Raw genomic sequence first — 16,797 nt, forward strand, 5'->3', positions numbered from 1 at the left:
GATGCCAGCGGCTGCGCTGTGGTTGTGCGGAGGCGTGATCGGTTTATGGGCGTTGACCGCTGCGCCCGCTTCAGCCGGCGCCTGGGTGCGTCCGGCAGGAAGCGGCCTGACGATCACCACGGCCAGCCACCATGCCTTCGCCCTCAGCACCCCCGATACGGCGTTTTCAAAGATTGAGACCGCCATTTACGCCGAATACGGGCTGACTGACCGTCTGACAGTGGTGGGACGCGTGGCGCGGGAAACGCGCTTTCGCCGCTCAGCGCGACAGATTAGCAAAGCGGGCTCGGTCTACACTCTGTCTTTAAACACCGTCAGTCAGGGATGGGGGGAGCTGGAAACGGGGTTGCGCCTGCGCGCTTTTGAGCATCGCGATTGGGTTGTGAGCACGCAAGTCAGCGCTATCCGATCACCCGCCGACCTTGAAAACGGTTTGCGCGCTCGTCCGGTCTGGGGATCTGACGTGCGCATTCTGGTCGGGCGCAGCCTCGGCGGAAACATGTTTGCGGACGCCCAACTGGCGCATCGCAACCGCTCCATTGAGGGCGGAGCAGAGCAGCGTATGGATCTCACCTTCGGCGTTCGTCCTGCGCAGCGCTGGCTGGTGATGGCGCAGACATATTCAGCCTGGGGAGAGCGTAGCGGCGGCTCGGATTATGAAAGTCACCGGGTTCACATATCTGTGACTGCACCCATCGCAGACCGGCTTTCCTTGCAGTTTGGTGCGATTAACTCCTTTTACAGCGACGGATTAGCGCCGGAGCGCGCGTATATGCTTGCGCTCTGGCGTGAGTTTTAAATTCATTTCAGCGTGCCATTTTTGTTTTTTGTATTAAACGGCGCATATCGAGCACATAGATATTTTCAGGAGACGGGCAGATGCAGCGTTGGCTATTTCTGGCGGCGACAGCGGTCATTTTTACCGTAATGGCTCTGGCTGTGGTCGTCCGGGCCATGTCTGGCGGCGAAGATCAGGCCAGAGGATGGGGCGGGGGGCGCACCCTGGTGTCTGTCCACACCGTTCAGCCAGAAACCTTTGCTGACGTGGTTGAAGCCCTTGGAAATGCCGGGGCCAATGAGTCTGTCAGTTTGACCGCGAAAGTCTCTGACATCATTGCTCGGCTGGATTTTGATTCCGGCGCCCGGGTCGAGCAAGGTGAAATCCTTGTAGAGTTGGCGGACGCTGAAGAGGCCGCAGGATTGAGCGAGGCGCGCGCCACACTGCGTGAGACGCAACGGGATATCGCACGTATCCAAGACCTGACAGACCGCGGAGTCGCTTCCCGCACGCGGCTGGACGAAGCGCAAGCGGCGCTCGATCGCGCCCGGGCGCGGGTCGCAGCGATTGAAGCGCGCGTCGCGGATCGCATTATCCGGGCGCCGTTTTCCGGCGTCATCGGTTTGCGCACCGTCAGTGTGGGGGAACTGGTTGGCCCGGGAGACGTGATCGCCCGGCTCGACGATACCTCGGTGATCAAGCTTGATTTCACTGTGCCTGAACGCTTTTTGTCGGTGATTGACGCCGGTCAAGTCGTGCGCGCCAGGAGCGCGGCCTTCCCTGATGAGCTGTTTCAAGGCGAGGTCAGCCAGGTTGACAGTCGCATCGATCCCGCCACGCGGACGGTGACTGTCCGCGCGCTGATCGACAATGCTGACGGTCGTTTGCGACCTGGCATGCTGATGACGGTCGAGCTGCGCCGCGATGAGCGTCAGAATCCCGCCGTACCGGGGTCCTCGATCGTTCGCTTTGGCGAACAGACTTTCGTTTATGTGATCACAGACGGTCAGGCCGGCCCTATGGCGGCGCGGCGGGACATCGTTCTGGGCTTGCGAAATGAAGGCATGGTCGAAGTTGTCAGCGGCTTGAGCGTGGGGGAACGCATCGTCTCAGAAGGGGTGCATCGCGTGCGTGAGGGCGCTCCCGTAGAGCTTGCGAATGCGCCGGCGCAAGGCGGCGGGCAAAGCCTTGATATCCAGACCGGGGAGGCCGCGCGATGACCCTGACAGATATCGCCGTCCGCAGGCCTGTGCTCGCTTTTGTGGCGAGCGCGTTGATCATCGTCTTCGGTTTCATGGGCTTGCAAGAGCTTCCCTTGCGCGAAATGCCCGATGTGGACCGTCCCATCGTCTCCGTCAGCGCAGACTATCCTGGCGCCAACGCCGAGGTGATGGAAAACCGCGTCACTCAGGTGATCGAGGATAGTCTGTCCGGCATTGAAGGCGTGGACACGATCAGCTCGTCCTCGCGCGATGGCTCGTCACGCGTCACCATTACCTTCACGCTCGAACGCGACATTGAAGCCGCAGCCAATGATGTGCGCGACGCTGTCTCCCGCATCCGCGACCGCATGCCTGAGGATGTCCAGGGCCTGGAAGTGTCCAAGCAGGACAGCGATGCGCGGCCCTTCCTGTGGTACATGCTCAGCTCTGACCGGATGACCCGCGAAGAACTGACCGATTACGCGGATCGCAACATTGTTGATCGGTTCACCGTGCTTGATGGTGTCGCCAATGTGCGCATAGGCGGGCAGCGCCGCTACGCCATGCGCATCTGGCTTGATCCATATGAAATGGCGGCGCGGTCGGTGACGGTGTCAGACATCGAAGCCGCGTTGCGCTCTGAAAATGTCGAGGCGCCAGGCGGCGCTGTTGAAACCGCCGATACCCAGCTGTTTGTGCGCGTTGAACGCCTGTTCGCAGATGAGGACGCCTTTGCGCGCATGCCGATCCGCGTGTCAGAAGACGGACATGTGATCCGTCTGGGCGAGGTCGCGGATGTGTCGCTTGAGGCGGAAGAGCACCGCTCCTTGTTCCGCGGCAATGGCGAGAACATGGTGGGGCTGGGCTTTGTGCGTCAAAGCAAGGCCAACTCCGTCGCTGTGGCTGATGAGATCAACACCGCTATCGATCGTTTGCGTCCGCAATTGCCCGAGGGCATGCAAATCGTCGCCGGCTCTGACGATACGATTTTCATCAAGGAATCCATCAAGGAGGTTTGGCGCACTTTCGCCGTGGCGGCCACTTTGGTGGTGCTGGTGATTTACCTCTTTCTCGGGAGCTTCCGCGCGGCCATTGTGCCGGCCGCTGTGGTGCCAGTGTGTATGGTGGGGACCTTCGCCATCCTGGCGGCGGGCGGCTTCTCCATCAATATCCTGACGCTTCTGGCGCTGGTGCTGGCGATCGGGCTGGTGGTGGACGATTCCATCGTGGTCCTGGAAAATATCCAGCGCCGGGTCGATCTGGGCGAACCGCCCATGCTGGCCAGCGAACGCGGCGGGCGGCAGGTGTTTTTCGCTGTGGTCGCGACCACCGCGACCTTGGTGGCGGTGTTCATGCCGCTGATTTTCCTGCCCGGCCTGATCGGACGGATCTTCGCCGAACTGGCGGTGACCATCACCGGCGCTGTGGTGCTGTCGAGCTTCGTCGCGCTCACCCTCTCGCCGATGATGACGTCCAAACTGCTCAAGCCCAGCACTGAACTGCGCGGTCCCGCCCGTTGGGTGAACAGAGGCCTCGATCAGGTTCAGCTGAGCTATCGCCACAGCCTGAAACTCATTCTGAGCCTGCCCTGGATCGTCGCGCCACTGATCATCGTGGCGGTGGCGGGCTCGGCCTTCATGTTCTCGCGCTTGCCTGGCGAGCTGACCCCGCCCTCTGATCGCGGCAGCTTCTTCGGCTTTGTAGGCGCTCATGAAGGGGCGAGCTTTGAGTATATGAGTGACCAGATGATGCAGGCCGAAGAGATCGTCACCAGCTATCTGGACAATGGCGATCTGCGACGGGTTCTGGTCGTGTCGCCGGGCTGGGGCGGGTCGGGGTATAACTCCGGCATCATCATCGGCAGCATGACCGACTGGGGCGAGCGCCGTCCGGGCAATGAGATCGTGGGTGAGATCAATGCGCGTCTGGGCCAGTTGCCAGGTGTCCGCGCCTTCGTATCCATGCGTTCGCCCCTGGGCGGCGGCGGAGGCGGCGGCAACGATATCCAGTTTGTGCTGCAAGGCCCTGAATACGAGCTTCTGGACCGCGAGGCGGATCGCTTGATTGCGGACATGGCCGAGCGCAACCCCAATCTCATCCGCGCTCGCAAGGATTATCAACCCACCGCACCGCGTCTGCTGGTTGATATCGATCGCGAACGGGCGGCGGCTCTGGGCGTGTCGGTGTCTGATATCAGCCGCACCTTGCAAACCCATCTGGGCTCGCGCCGGGTGGGTCAGTTCATTGATCGCGGCGAGGCCTATAATGTGATCATGGAGAACCGTCAGGCGGACCGCTCCAGCCAGAACGACCTCGAAGCCCTGTTTGTCAGGGCGCAGTCTGGCGATCTGATTCCGCTCTCGAGCCTTGTGAATTTGCGTGAAGTGGGCGAGGCGCCCAGCCGGTCGCGCATTGACCGACAGCGCGCGGTGACCGTCTCGGCCACCATTCAGGGCGATTACACCATTGGTGAGGCTGTGGAATGGCTCGACGCCTGGGCCGCGAACACCTTGCCGCCGGAAGTCGGCACGACCTATGTGGGCGAAGTGCGCGAATTCCTGCGGTCCAACAATGCGATCTATTTCGCGTTTGGGCTGGCGCTTCTGATCGTCTTCCTGGTGCTGGCGGCGCAGTTTGAAAGCTTCATCCAGCCCGCCGTGATCATGCTGACCGTGCCGCTCGCGGTCGCTGGCGGCCTGTTCGGCCTTTACATGGGCGGGTCGAGCCTGAACATTTTCTCCCAGATCGGGTTGATCATATTGATCGGTCTTGCGGCGAAGAACGGCATTCTGATCGTGGAGTTCGCCAACCAGCTGCGCGAGGAAGGGATGAGCCTCGCCGAAGCGACGCTCGAAGCCGCCGTCACCCGCCTGCGTCCGATCCTGATGACGGGCGTGTCCACCGCCATCGGCGCTTTCCCGTTGGTGATCGCCAGCGGTCCCGGCTCTGAAACGCGGGTGACCATCGGTCTGGTGATTTTCACCGGGGTGATGGTGGCGACGCTGTTCACTCTGTTCGTGGTGCCGGCCGTATACGGGGTCCTGGGTCGCTACACCAAGACGCCGAACTGGGTGACGCGCCAGCTTGATAAGGAAGCGCGTGAGGTGCGCGGCGCAGATCCGGTCGATACGCCCGCGGCGCCAGCGGAATGATACAGAAAAACCCCGGAGCGAGGCTCCGGGGTTTTTTGTAACAGCACGACCGAACCCGTTAGTTCGTGTTCACCGCCAGCCAGGCGATCAGGTCATTGCGATCGTCTTCATCGCGCAGGCCGGCGAAGCTCATACGGTTGCGCGGGATATAAGTGCGTGGATTGGTCAGATAGGCGTCCATCGTCTCTGCCGTCCAGACAATGCCGGACTCACTCATAGCAGGCGAATACCGAAAACCGTCCTTGGCGCCGGCCTCGGCGCCGAACACGCCGTGCAGATTGGGGCCAACCATGTTGCGGCCGCCTTCCTCGACGGTGTGGCACGACTGGCAGCGGCGATAAATCCGGGCGCCGTTTTCGATGCTGGCGCTGACATAAGGCTCGCCCAGCTCTGCCAAGATGCTGGCGTCGGCGTCATCTTGCGCCTGAGCCACACTTGTCAGGGCGAGAGCGGCGAAACCGGCGAAAATCATACGCATTGGGAACTTGCTCCTGTTGCATTCGGGTCTGAACGAGCATCTAGCGCGACAGAGAGGGGGCGGCAAATGCGCCAAGCGTCGCAGGATGCGTTGATCCACATAGTCAAATCATATGCTTGCGGCCTGATTAAGGCCGTGTGTGTGCAGGTGCGGCAAGATGAAACAGCGTCGCGTCTCTGTCCTGACTGACTTATGTCACTCGATCTCGCTAACATAGTTTCGATCAGGCGGGGATCAGGTCAGATGGCGAAGACATCACCTCTCGCGTGCTTTGAAACGCGCGATCTGTGCAAGGTTTACGGGGAAGGCGCGGGAGCTGTTCACGCCTTGCGCGGCGTCAACCTGTTGGCGCCGGAAGGCGAGCTTGTCGTTTTGCTCGGGCCGTCAGGATCCGGCAAATCCACCTTGCTCAATATACTCGGAGGGCTTGATCGCGGCTCTAGCGGAGAAGTGTTCTTTCGCGGACATCCCTTGCACGCGGCGAGTGAGCGCCAGCTGACCCGCTATCGTCGCAATCATGTGGGCTTTGTCTTTCAGTTCTACAATCTGATGCCCAGCCTGACCGCGCTTGAAAATGTGGCGCTTGTCACCGAGGTGGCGCGCGATCCGCTGCCGCCCGAAGAGGCGCTGGCGCTGGTGGGGCTGCACGAACGCATTCATCACTTTCCAGCCGAGCTGTCCGGCGGCGAGCAACAACGCGTCGCCATTGCGCGCGCCATCGCGAAACGGCCTGAAGTTCTGTTATGCGATGAGCCGACGGGTGCGCTTGATTCCGCAACCGGCATCAAGGTTTTGCAGGCGCTGCGCGAGGTGAATGAAACCATGGGCGCGACGACGTTCATCATCACCCATAATGCATCTGTGGCGGACATGGCTGACCGGGTCATCGTGTTCGGCGATGGTCAGATTCGAGAGAACCGGGAGAACGCCACCAAGCTGGATCCTCAGGAGCTCGTCTGGTGATCCGGCGATGGCTCTCTGTGCTGGACCTCAAGCTCTGGCGTGATTTCTGGTCCATGCGCGGCCAGGCCTTGGCGATTGCTCTGGTGATTGCGGGCGGCGTCTCGGTGCATCTGGTGATGGCGGGCATGCTGGGCTCGCTCGATGAGACCCGCTCCGCCTATTACGAGCGCTACCGGTTCGCAGACATTTGGGCGCCGGCGGTGCGCGCCCCCAACGCCATCATTGACGATATCCGCGAGATTGACGGCGTCGCCGCCGCTCAGTCACGCATTCTCGCGCCGGTGTTGTTTGACATACCCGACATGGCCGAACCGCCCAGCGGCGTCATTTATTCCCTGCCACATGCCGGACGACCTCTGGTCAATGACATTCATCTGGTTGTCGGCTCTTTGCCGGACCCGGCGCGCCGTGATCAGGTCGTGGTGCTGGAGGGGTTTGCGACAGCCCACGGGCTGAGCGTCGGCGATGTTGTCACGGTCACCATTCGCGGGGGTCAAGAGCGGCTGTCGATCTCTGGCGTCGCGCTCTCACCAGAATATGTCTACGCCATAGCCCCCGGCCAGATCGTTCCGGACCCGTCCTTGTTCGGCGTATTGTGGATGGACCGCGAGGCGCTGGAGACCGCCGCTGATCAACAAGGCGCCTTTAATGAAGTGGTGGTGCGCCTGTCACGCGGGGCGGACCCTGAACCGGTCCGGGCGGCGATCGACCGCATTCTTGAACCTTATGGCGGAGCTGGCGCGTATACGCGCCGCGAGCATGTTTCAGCCGCCTTCCTGCAAAGCGAACTCGATCAGCTGCAAACCATGGGCGCTATTTTGCCGCCGATTTTTTTGGCGGTGGCGGCGTTTCTGGTGAACATCGTGATCTCGCGACTGATCGCGGTGGAGCGTGAGCAGATCGGGCTCTTGAAAGCGTTCGGCTATTCGTCTGAGGCCGTGTCCCTTCACTATCTCAAGCTTGTCGGCGTTATCGCCGCGCTGGGGCTGGTGATCGGTTTTGCCCTGGGAACCTGGCTCGGGCACGCCATGGCGACGATGTATGTGCAGTATTACAGCTTTCCCTTTCTCATTTTCGCCGCCAGCCCCTCTGTCTACGTCATCGGGGGGCTGGTCACAGTCATTGCGGTGGGCGGCGGCGCGATCTGGTCTGTGCTGAAGGCGGCCCGGCTGGAGCCGGCGGTGGCGATGCGCCCGCCGCCGCCGCCGGATTATTCGCGGGGCGCCGGGGTGATGCTGACCCGGATCAGCGTGCTCGATCACCAAAGCCGCATGGTCATGCGCCAGATTTTCCGCTGGCCTGTGCGGGCGGGACTGACCGTGACCGGCATCGCGGCCTCGGGCGTGCTTCTGGTGATGACGCTCTATTTTCTCGACGCCATGGAGGTGATGATCGAAAACTATTTCGACCTCTCCAACCGGCATGACATGGCGGTGAGCTTTGTCGAGCCGCGGTCCATGGCGGCCTTCCATGATCTCGCCGGGCGCGAAGGCGTGCTTGAGGCGGAGCCTTTCCGGACGGCGAGCGCGCGGCTGCGCTATGACAATCGCGAGGTCCTGATGGGGCTCACCGGGGTTGTTGATGATCCGGCTCTGTCACGGATGATGGATGGCCGGGGACGCACTGTCTCACCGCCGCCGGGCGGTCTGATCCTGTCTCAGGATCTGGCGAACCGGCTTCATGTACGGTCGGGCGAGCTCTTGACTGCGCAGATCACCGAAGGCTCCCGACCGCGGCTGGAACAACTGGTGGCCCAGACGCCAGATGTTCTGATTGGCTCGGGCGCGCAGATGCGTCTGGAAGACCTCAACGCCGCGCTAGGCGAAGGGCGGGTCATCTCCGGCGTCAATTTGCGGGTGGACCCGGCTTATACAGACACGCTGTATCTGGACTTGAAAGACGCACCGCTGGTGGCGGGGGTTCAGCTTCATTCGATCGCCCGAGAGAATTTCACGGAATTGATGGACCGCTCGATCGGACAGTCGATCTTCATTTACACGCTCTTCGCCGGGATGATCGCTTTGGGCGTCATCTACAATTCGGTGCGTGTCTCCCTCGCCGAGCGCGAACGTGAGCTGGCCTCATTGCGGGTTCTGGGCTTCACCAAGGGCGCGGTCAGCTACATCTTGCTGGCCGAAAGCGCCATCCTGACCCTGGTGGCCCTGCCGATCTCTCTGGTCGCTGGCGCGGGCCTGGCCTGGGGCATGGCCCAGGCGATGAGCTCGGACTTCTTCCGCCTGCCGTTTGTGATCGAGCCGTCCACATATGGCTATACGGTGTGCGTGCTGATCGTGATCGCTCTGGTCAGCGGGCTGATCGTGCGCCAGCGCATCAACCGGCTTGATCTGATCGCTGTGCTGAAAACCCGTGAATGATTTTGGAGCTGCCCGATGACATTCAGCTTTCGAACCGTGTTCTGGCCTGCCGTCGGGCTGATCACTCTGGTCTTGGTCATTTACGCCTTTCTGCCGCGCCCCGTGCCGGCGGATTTCGCAACAGTCGAGCGCGGCGTCCTGACCGTAACGGTTCAGGATGAGGGCTATACGCGGGTGCGAGAGGTCTACACGGTCTCTGCGCCTGTGGGCGGACGACTGCTGCGGGTGGAGCCCGATGCCGGCGATGCCGTGCAGGTGGGGCAAACCCTGGCCAATATTCTGCCCTCTGACCCGGCCTTTCTGGATGCACGCAGCCAGGGCGAGGCCGAGGCCGCCCTGCGTTCGGCCGAGGCTTTGCTGGGTTTTGCGCAAGCGGATGTGGAACGCGCACGCGCTGAGGTGGATTTCGCCCAGACCGAGATGGCCCGGATCAACACCCTTTATGAGCGCGGCACGGTCAGTGAAGGCGCGCTGGACCGGGCGCGCCTGTCGCTGAGAAGCGCGGATGCGGCGCTCAACACCGCCCGCGCCAATGTGCGCGCCCGTCAGGCGGAGCGCGATGCGGCGGCGGCGCGGTTGATGGAGCCCGGTGATAACGGCGACGCGCGCGGTCTTGTGGAAGTGACGAGCCCGGTCAGCGGTCGTGTGCTCCGGCTGGTGCAAGAAAGCGAGACGGTGGTGGCGCCCGGCGCGCCCCTGCTGGAGCTGGGCGACCCGGAAGACCTGGAAATCGTAGTCGAGCTGCTATCCACTGATGCGGTGCGCATAGAAGAAGGCGCTGCGGCGACGCTGGAAGACTGGGGCGGATCGCCGCCTCTGCGCGCGCGGGTCAGCCGGGTGGAGCCGTTTGGGTTTTTGAAAATCTCTGCGCTGGGTGTGGAAGAGCAACGCGTCCGCGTACGGCTGGATCTGCTCGATCCGCCGCAGATGTGGGCGAGTTTGGGCCATGGCTTCCGGGTTGAGCCGGCGATTGAGGTCTGGCGCGGCGAAGACGTGTTGATCGCGCCGGTGGCCGCGCTGTTCCGGCGCGAGGGCGGATGGGCCTGTTATGTGGTGGAGAACGGACGCGCGCGCCTGCGCAGCGTCGAAATCGGCCAGGCCAATGGCGTTGAGGCTGAAATTCTCACCGGCCTTGAACGCGGTGAAACCCTGGTGCTCTACCCCTCTGACCGGATCGAGGATGGCGTTCAAGTGACTGAGCGGGGAGAATAAGACAACGCCCCCGAACCCGCAGGGTTCGCAAATGCGACCGCGCGCCCGCAGCGCAGCGAGACACACAACCGAACCCATTGGGTTCGAAAGCGCGATCGCGCGCCCGCAGCGCAGCGAGGATTGTCAAGCAAAGAGTAAAATGGCGCCGGCTGAGGGAATCGAACCCCCGACCTTCGGTTTACAAAACCGCTGCTCTACCAGCTGAGCTAAGCCGGCGCGTTCAGGCTTTCTACGCGGGAGCCGGTCTGTAGGGCAAGCGCCTCTGTGCAGACAATGCAGGTGATGGGGGCGGAGCGCTGAACCGGGCTGGTTTCCCTTTGCCGTAAGCTTGGGTAAGAGTGCGCGTCTCATCCTGTGACAGACCGGATCTATTCCCCATGGCCCGCATACTCATCACCAGCGCTCTACCGTATATTAACGGCGTCAAGCATCTCGGCAATCTGGCCGGCTCGATGCTGCCCGCTGACGTTTATGCGCGCTTCATGCGTTTGAGCGGCCATGACGTGCTGGCGATCTGCGCCACCGACGAACACGGCACGCCAGCCGAGCTGGCCGCTGCGGCCGCCGGGCAGGACGTGCGGACGTATTGTGACGAACAACACGAGATCCAGAAGTCCATCGGTAAGCAATTTGCGCTCAGCTGGGATTATTTCGGCCGCACCTCTTCGCCTCAGAACGCGGAGCTGACCCAGCACTTTGCTGAGACGCTGGAGAAGAACGGCCTGATCGCTGAAGTGGTTGAGCAGCAAGTCTATTCTATTGATGACGGCCGCTTCCTGCCCGACCGCTATGTCGAGGGGACTTGCCCCCATTGCGGGTTTGAGAAAGCACGCGGCGACCAGTGCGATAATTGCGGCAAGCTTCTGGACCCGATCGAGTTGATCGAGCCGTACTCAGCCGTGTCAGGGTCGAAGAATCTCGAAGTGCGCGACACACGCCACCTCCAGCTCAAGCAGACCGATATGGAAGCGCGCATCCGCGCCTGGGTGGACGCCGCCGATGGCTGGCCGCAATTCGCCAAATCCATCGCTTATAAATGGCTGGATGAAGGCCTGCGCGACCGCACCATCACCCGTGACCTGAAATGGGGCGTGCCGGTCACCAAGGACGGCCAGCTGCGCGAAGGCTTTGAAGACAAGGTCTTCTATGTCTGGTTTGACGCGCCCATCGGCTATATCTCGGCGACGCGGGAATGGGCCGAGCACACCGGCGGCGATTGGGAAAGCTGGTGGCGCACCGACAAGGGCGCTGACGATGTCCGCTACGTTCAGTTCATGGGCAAGGACAATGTGGCTTTCCATACGGTCAGCTTCCCCGCGACGCTCCTGGGCTCTGAAGAGCCGTGGAAGACGGTGGATGCGCTGAAAGCCTTCAACTGGTTGACCTGGTATGGCGGCAAGTTCTCCACTTCGAACAAGCGCGGCGTCTTCATGGACCAGGCGCTCGAGCTTTTGCCGTCTGATTACTGGCGCTGGTACCTGACAGCCTACGGGCCTGAAGGCTCTGACGCGCAATTCACCTGGGACCATTTCCAGGCCAGCGTGAACACGGACCTCGCCAATGTGCTGGGCAATATGGTCAATCGCGTTCTGAAGTTCGCCACCTCCCGCTTTGACGGCGTCGTGCCTGATGGGGGAGAGACGGGCGAGCATGAAGCGTGGCTGGCTAGCGAAGTCGAGGCGCGCCTCAAAGCGATCGCCGCTCATTATGAAGCCATGGAGTTCCGTAAGGCGGCTTCTGAAACCCGCGCGCTCTGGGCGGCGGGCAATGACTATCTGACCCGGGCCGAGCCCTGGGCGCATTTCAAAACTGACAAGGACAAGGCGGCTCTGGGGGTCCGGACCGGAATCAACCTGATCGTCCTGGCTGCAATCGTTGCGCAACCGGTCATTCCGGATGCTGCGAGAACCATTCTGGACGCCATTGGCGTGCCCGAAGATCGGCGGACCTGGCCCACGGGCTCAGGGGTTGAGCTTCTGGACGCTCTGCCGCGCGGTTTGCAATTCTCTGTCCCAGATGTCCTGTTCGCCAAGATCGAGAACGACCAGGTCGCTGCGTGGTCAGAGCGGTTTGGCGGCGCCGAATAAGGCGAGTTTCAGCGCTGAATACACCCATCACGGTTAGTCTTTCGTTTAGGCGGGCTTGGCATTGTCTGGGATGGATCAGACGACGGGGCGATCATGATCAAAGCGGCGACCTTGGGTGAGGGCGCGCTGTCAGCGGAGGCGTTGACGGCGGCCAACGTGCATCCGGACACCGGCCTTGCGACTGACTATCTCAACCATTTCAACGAAGTGGTCATGCTTCTTGAGATGTTGCCCGATATGCCGGACTTCGCCGATGAGGTGCTGGCCTGGGAACCCGTCCCCTATGAAGAGCATTTCGAGCGCACCAATTATGTCGGCAAGGAAACCGTGATCGCCGCCTATGCTGCGGTGGACCACACGCTCAAAGCGCATCTTGAGACCATCGTCGCGGCTGTGAACGACGAAATGCGTGAAGCCCAGTCCAAGGTCCAGGCCGGGGATTTCGCTGGCGCTTCGGCCATGGCGGGCACTGAAATTGAATCGCTTTTGGCTGCGGCTCGCGCTGCAGTACAGGGCCGGATCGAGGGCGAGGGCATTGATGACAGCGCCGCCGCCCAGGCCGCCGCCGACGCCTTGTTTGATTGACGATATGAACAGTCTTTAAGTTGAGCGCGTTCCCGTTTCCGGCTTAGCCTTCTCGTGCATGTGGGAGGCCGTTATGGACTATGATCGCGATCGCTACGACGCCTGGACCTGGAAGCATCCGCTCATCCTTCACTGGCGCCTCAATCCAGGGCTGGTGATCAATGAGCTTGTGCTCGGTCAGCGCATACCCCGGCTCACGCTTATTGATACTCAGTCTGAGGCGCCCTTGGCTGAGCGTCAGTATATCCCGTGCCCTCACTGTCAGGCGATGAACCCTGCCTCTGTTTATTCCAAAGCGCCGATGGGCAATTATGCGGGTTTGGTCTGCCTGGACTGCGGCGGGGAGATCCCGACGGTCAAAAATGTGCTGACCTGGCTTGTGCTCATGATCAGCTGGCCGCTCTGGGCGCCGATCAAGCAGCGTGTGGCGCCCGCCATGCTGGCGAAGCAGCGCGCAAAACTGCTGCAACACACACCCGTCTCCGAGCAAGCTCCAACTCGATCGACAGTCTCCGGCCTGAAGCTGGGCGTCATGTTTGGCCTGCTCATGGGCCTGTTCTTCTTTGTGAAGGCCATGGTGGATGGCGGTGGTTATAGCGATGCGCTCACATCGTCTGCGATCGGCGGAGCATTGGGCGGCGCAGTCTTCGGCGTCACGATGAAACTGTTTCTGACGGTGGCGGGGCGCCGGGCGGCGTCAGAAACCCCTCCGCAGCCCTGACGCTTTATGCGTTGACCTCCCCGGACTGACGGTCTGCAATGCCGTCAATAAATAAAGGGGAGTCGTACTCATGCGTCATCTGTATATGGCCGCCGCCGCAGCGCTGGCGCTGACCGCGCCATCCAGTGCTCAAGACGATCTGCGCACCGCCATCGCTGCTGACTGGGACAATCATTTGCAAGCGCTCTACGAGCACTTTCATGAAAACCCAGAGCTCTCCTTCATGGAAGTGGAGACCGCGGCGCGATTGGCGCAAGAGCTGCGCAGCGCCGGGTTTGAGGTGACCGAAGGCGTCGGGCGCACTGGCGTCGTCGCGGTCATGGAGAACGGCGAGGGGCCGACCCTGATGTTGCGCGCCGACATGGACGGCCTTCCGGTGCGCGAAGACACGCCGGTCGAGTATGCGTCCGAGGTTATGGGCGAAGACCGGATGGGCAACACCTTTCCGGTCATGCACGCCTGCGCGCACGATACGCACATGACATCTCTGGTCGCCGCCGCACGTTATCTGGGTCAGAACCGTGATGACTGGTCGGGGACGCTGGTATTGATCGGCCAGCCTGCCGAAGAAGTGGGTCTGGGTGCGCTCGCCATGCTGACCGATGGTCTGTATGAGCGTTTTCCGACGCCGGATGCGGTCGTGTCCTACCACACCTGGGGCTATATGCCGGCTGGCGTGATCCGGTATGCGCCAGGCTGGGCGATGGCGAATGTGGATTCTGTTGATCTGTATGTCCGCGGCGTGGGCGCCCATGGCGCCTCGCCGCATCTGGGCAAGGACCCGGTGGTCCTCGCCAGCCAGATCGTCACCAATCTTCAGACCCTGGTCAGCCGCGAGCTCTCGCCGCTTGAAACCGGCGTCGTCACCGTGGGCGCCTTTAACGCCGGAGCCAAGCACAACATTATCTCTGACGAAGCCCATCTGCAGATCACGGTGCGGTCCTATTCTGACGAAGTGCGCGAGCGCCTGATCAGCGGGATCGAACGGATCGCCCGGGGACAGGCGATGGCGGCGGGGCTGCCTGATGAGCTGATGCCGGTGATGGAGGTTGAAGAGATCTACACGCCTGCGCTTTATAATGACCCAGCGCTGTCTGATCAGGCAGGCGCCGTTTTGACGGCCCGATTTGGCGAGAACGCTGTAGGGACCGCTGACCCGGTGACGGGCGGCGAAGACTTCTCGCGCTATGGCCGCACCGAAGAAGACGTGCCGATCTTCATGTTCTGGGTGGGCGGCGCCCCGCAGAGCGTCTGGGAGGAGTATCAGGCGCGCGGTGAAACCCCGCCCGCCAATCACTCGCCCTTCTTTTATCCCGATGGCGAGGGGGCGGTGACCGTGTCCTCAGAAGGCATGGTGGCGATCGCGCTTGATTTGTTCGCCAACGGCGTGCCGCAAGGCGAGTAGACGATGAGCAAACCTCGCGATGATATCCAGCGCGTCACCTCTGGCGCGCCCTGGGAAGAGCTGGTCGCCTATCGTCGCGCCGTGCGCGTCGGCGACCAGGTGTTCGTGGCGGGAACGGTGTCTGTGGATGCAAAGGGTCAGCCGTTCGCGCCCGGAGACCCCGGCGCCCAGACTTCACAATGTCTTGAAATCATCGCGCAAGCGCTGGACAAGGCGGGCTCTCATATCAGTCATGTGGTGCGAACGCGTCTTTACGTGACGGATATGAGCCCTGAAACACAGCGCGCGGTGGGGCAGGCGCATCGTCAGGTCTTCGCAGAGTTTCCGCCCGCCAGTGCGATGATCGGAGTCGCGGCGCTCGCTGCGCCTGAGTTTATTGTTGAGATTGAAGCTGATGCGGTTATTCCGCCCGGCGACTGACTGTTCAGGATGATTTGATGGATGCTTCCTTGATCCCCGCCGACCAGCACCTTGCGGTGATGGCCGGGCTGACCGCGATCGCCGCCGCCGGCTTTTTGCTCGAAAAGACCAAATTCGGCGCTCTGCTAACCGGCACGGTCTGGACCATCCTGCTGGCGATTCTCGCCTCGAACCTGCGCATTTTGCCCTTTGACGCGCCCGCCTATGGGTTTGTGTTCTCCTATGCCGTGCCGGTGCTGATCCCGCTCTTTTTGATGAAGGCGGACCTCAAGCGCATCTTTTTTGAGACGACCCGGATGACCGGGGCCTTCCTGATCGCTTCTTTCGCAACGCTTGTCGGTGTTTTCGCGGCGGTCATTCTGGTTCCGCTCGGCGAATGGGAGCCTTCGGTCGCCTCTGCGCTGACGGGATCGTATGTGGGTGGGTCGGTGAATTTCGCGCCCCTGACGGAGATGACCGGTCTGGCCGACGGGGCGCCTAGCCTGGTGTCCGCCATCGTGGCTGCGGACCATCTGGCCAGCGCCGCGTATCTGGGCGTGCTGGCCGTGCTGCCGGGGATCGCCTGGGTCGCCAAACGCTTTATCAGCCGCGATCACACGCGCGATCATACCGATACGGTTGAAGAGGGCAGTGACGGCGCGACCACGCCCTTGTCGCTGGCGCTGACCCTGGCCTATGCCCTGACCGTCGTCGCCATCGGCACCTGGCTGGCCAGCGTGGGTGACGGTCTGGTGTCGCCGGATGCGATGCGCGAGGCGATCGGCGTGTCCTTTGGCGATCTCAAATATGTCTTCATCACGCTGCTGGCGCTGATCCTGCCCACCGCCATCCCCACGCAAATGGCCAAGCTCAATGGCGGGTTTGAACTGGGCGTGGTGTTCGCCTTTCTGTTCTTCGGCGCCATCGCCGCCGGCGCCAATGTGGTGCAATTGATGGCGGATGCGCCACTGATCATGCTGTTCATCGCCATTTTGGTCAGCGTGCATGGCGTGGTGGCGATGGTCATCGCCAAGTTCTGCAAACTGTCGCTGCCTGAAATCATCATCGCGTCAAACGCCGCCATTCTAGGCGCCACCACGGCGCCCGCCCTGGCCGCGGCCAAGGGCTGGCGGGACCTCGTGACGCCAGGCGTTCTGGTGGGTGTTCTGGGTTATGCATTGGGGACAGTTCTGGGCACGGTCGTGTTTGGCGTGCTGAGCTAGCCAGGCCCGCGTCCCGTCAATGATTAGCCCGTCTTGCCGAAAGAGACGGGTCGCTTTGTTAGCCCCCTGCATGTTGGGGCGATACACGTCACTTTCTTTACTAATGCAGCAATTGAAAGGAGGTGATCCGATGTCGAGTGTTTCACGTTCAGGACCGTCCGCCCTGCGCGGTCAGGTGGTGTCGGAGCAGCCTTCGGCGCGCCCTGTCTAGCGCATC

13 protein-coding genes and 1 tRNA gene are annotated in these 16,797 nt (G+C 61.9%); 12 read left to right on the plus strand and 2 right to left on the minus strand.

Annotated features, from left to right (window positions below; all coding sequences use genetic code 11):
• Window position 1: 1 nt before the first annotated feature.
• The 3 genes from ACP154_RS10650 (at window position 2) to ACP154_RS10660 (ending at window position 5,132) form a co-directional block, all read left to right on the plus strand.
• The gene (locus ACP154_RS10650; protein ID WP_421859335.1) at window positions 2-799 is read left to right on the plus strand and encodes a hypothetical protein; all 798 of its coding nucleotides are present in this window, start codon (window positions 2-4) and stop codon (window positions 797-799) included.
• Window positions 800-879: 80 nt separating this feature from the next.
• Window positions 880-1,998, plus strand: a complete 1,119-nt coding sequence (locus ACP154_RS10655) for an efflux RND transporter periplasmic adaptor subunit (RefSeq protein ID WP_421859332.1) — start codon at window positions 880-882, stop codon at window positions 1,996-1,998.
• Window positions 1,995-5,132: an efflux RND transporter permease subunit gene (locus ACP154_RS10660; protein WP_421859329.1), complete on the plus strand. Its 3,138-nt coding sequence runs from the start codon at window positions 1,995-1,997 to the stop codon at window positions 5,130-5,132. The genes ACP154_RS10655 and ACP154_RS10660 overlap by 4 nt, the downstream gene beginning before the upstream one ends.
• Before the next feature lie 58 nt (window positions 5,133-5,190).
• Here the strand turns inward: ACP154_RS10660 and ACP154_RS10665 are convergent, their stop codons facing one another.
• The gene (locus ACP154_RS10665) at window positions 5,191-5,610 is read right to left on the minus strand and encodes a c-type cytochrome (RefSeq protein ID WP_421859325.1); all 420 of its coding nucleotides are present in this window, start codon (window positions 5,608-5,610) and stop codon (window positions 5,191-5,193) included.
• Between the two features lie 243 nt (window positions 5,611-5,853).
• Between ACP154_RS10665 and ACP154_RS10670 the strand changes: the two genes are divergently transcribed.
• From ACP154_RS10670 to ACP154_RS10680, 3 genes are read left to right on the plus strand one after another with little or no spacing between them, the layout of a single operon-like run.
• Window positions 5,854-6,573, plus strand: a complete 720-nt coding sequence (locus ACP154_RS10670; RefSeq protein WP_107713690.1) for an ABC transporter ATP-binding protein — start codon at window positions 5,854-5,856, stop codon at window positions 6,571-6,573.
• Window positions 6,570-8,948 carry an ABC transporter permease gene (locus ACP154_RS10675; protein WP_421859322.1) on the plus strand — a complete coding sequence of 793 codons (2,379 nt, stop codon included), beginning with the start codon at window positions 6,570-6,572 and terminating at the stop codon, window positions 8,946-8,948. Before ACP154_RS10670 ends, ACP154_RS10675 begins: the two co-directional genes overlap by 4 nt.
• A gap of 15 nt (window positions 8,949-8,963) precedes the next feature.
• The gene (locus ACP154_RS10680) at window positions 8,964-10,160 is read left to right on the plus strand and encodes an efflux RND transporter periplasmic adaptor subunit (protein WP_421859320.1); all 1,197 of its coding nucleotides are present in this window, start codon (window positions 8,964-8,966) and stop codon (window positions 10,158-10,160) included.
• 140 nt (window positions 10,161-10,300) lie between these two features.
• Here ACP154_RS10680 and ACP154_RS10685 read toward each other — a convergent pair.
• Window positions 10,301-10,376 (minus strand) — tRNA-Thr (locus ACP154_RS10685).
• A 161-nt stretch (window positions 10,377-10,537) separates the two neighbouring features.
• On the opposite strand from ACP154_RS10685, the gene metG reads away from it, so the two are divergent.
• The 6 genes from metG (at window position 10,538) to ACP154_RS10715 (ending at window position 16,580) form a co-directional block, all read left to right on the plus strand.
• Window positions 10,538-12,247, plus strand: a complete 1,710-nt coding sequence (metG, locus tag ACP154_RS10690; protein WP_421859318.1) for a methionine--tRNA ligase — start codon at window positions 10,538-10,540, stop codon at window positions 12,245-12,247.
• A gap of 93 nt (window positions 12,248-12,340) precedes the next feature.
• The gene (locus tag ACP154_RS10695; RefSeq protein WP_421859316.1) at window positions 12,341-12,832 is read left to right on the plus strand and encodes a hypothetical protein; all 492 of its coding nucleotides are present in this window, start codon (window positions 12,341-12,343) and stop codon (window positions 12,830-12,832) included.
• Window positions 12,833-12,905: 73 nt separating this feature from the next.
• Entirely contained in the window at window positions 12,906-13,553 is a 648-nt protein-coding gene (locus ACP154_RS10700; RefSeq protein ID WP_421859314.1) for a hypothetical protein, read from the plus strand.
• A gap of 70 nt (window positions 13,554-13,623) precedes the next feature.
• Window positions 13,624-14,958, plus strand: coding sequence for an amidohydrolase (locus tag ACP154_RS10705; protein WP_421859312.1), 1,335 nt, complete (start codon window positions 13,624-13,626; stop codon window positions 14,956-14,958).
• A 3-nt stretch (window positions 14,959-14,961) separates the two neighbouring features.
• Entirely contained in the window at window positions 14,962-15,378 is a 417-nt protein-coding gene (locus ACP154_RS10710; RefSeq protein ID WP_107713692.1) for a RidA family protein, read from the plus strand.
• 17 nt (window positions 15,379-15,395) lie between these two features.
• Window positions 15,396-16,580, plus strand: coding sequence for a DUF819 family protein (locus ACP154_RS10715; RefSeq protein WP_107713693.1), 1,185 nt, complete (start codon window positions 15,396-15,398; stop codon window positions 16,578-16,580).
• The last annotated feature ends 217 nt before the right edge of the window (window positions 16,581-16,797 follow it).

It is taken from the genome of Oceanicaulis sp. (assembly GCF_965249665.1).
Lineage (GTDB): Bacteria > Pseudomonadota > Alphaproteobacteria > Caulobacterales > Maricaulaceae > Oceanicaulis.